Source organism: Streptomyces sp. A1136 (genome assembly GCF_004795055.1).
GTDB lineage: Bacteria > Actinomycetota > Actinomycetes > Streptomycetales > Streptomycetaceae > Streptomyces.
The window spans coordinates 1-731 of the sequence record NZ_SSBJ01000149.1 but is presented as its reverse complement, the minus strand read 5'-3'; the positions used below and the strand labels follow the sequence as shown (position 1 = coordinate 731).

The 731-nt window shown below is 73.2% G+C and carries 1 protein-coding gene and 1 pseudogene; one reads left to right on the top strand and one right to left on the bottom strand.

Annotation, left to right across the window (positions count from 1 at the left end; all coding sequences use genetic code 11):
• A pseudogene (locus E6R62_RS37765) lies at positions 1-417 on the top strand (ribonuclease D); the annotation flags it as partial.
• Positions 418-428: 11 nt separating this feature from the next.
• Here the strand turns inward: E6R62_RS37765 and E6R62_RS37760 are convergent.
• Positions 429-731 (bottom strand): DNRLRE domain-containing protein (locus E6R62_RS37760; protein ID WP_168714312.1); only part of this gene is annotated, 303 nt, incomplete at its 5' end.

The following is a 731-nucleotide window of genomic DNA, read 5'->3' as shown; positions in this document are numbered from 1 at the left end:
CCCACCGACGAGGCGGCGCTGCTGGAGCTGCCGGTCTTCCGCGGGCGCGCGAACCGCAAGCTGGTGAGCACCTGGTTCGGGGCGCTCACCCGCGGCCGCGCCGTCCCCGAGGCGGACCTGCCGCTGCACAGCAAGCCGGGCGACGGCCCCCCGCCGGTCAACCGGTGGGCCGACCGCGATCCCGCTGCGGCAGCACGGTTGCAGGCCGCCCGCGCCGCCCTGGCGGAGGTCTCGGAGAAACACTCGGTCCCGGTGGAGAACATCGTCTCCCCCGACCTGGTCCGCCGGATCATGTGGAGCCCGCCCGCACCAGCGGACGCCGCTACGATCGGCGCGGCGCTCCGCGCCGGCGGCGCCCGCGAGTGGCAGATCGAGCTGACCCTGGACCTGCTCACCGAGGCCGTCGCCGGAACCTGACGGCCCCGGGATCAGCTCCAGGCGACGTAGAGCTGCGGTTTGTTGGTCGCCACGGCACGGGAGTTGAACTGCTGCCAGGCCCCGGTCCCGGTCTCGTCCTGGTCGCGGACGACGAAGCCGTTGTTGCCCAGGGTGTAGAGATCCTTCACCTGCGACGTGACGGTCCACGAGACGTACTGGTCGGTGGCCGGCATGACCGCCGTCGCCGCGGGCACCAGGGCCGCCGGCTGGTTGTTCCAGTTGAGTGCGGCCTCGGTCCAGGCGGCCACGTTCGGATCGGCCCGATAGGCCCCGAGCGTGCGTCCGGCGACCAG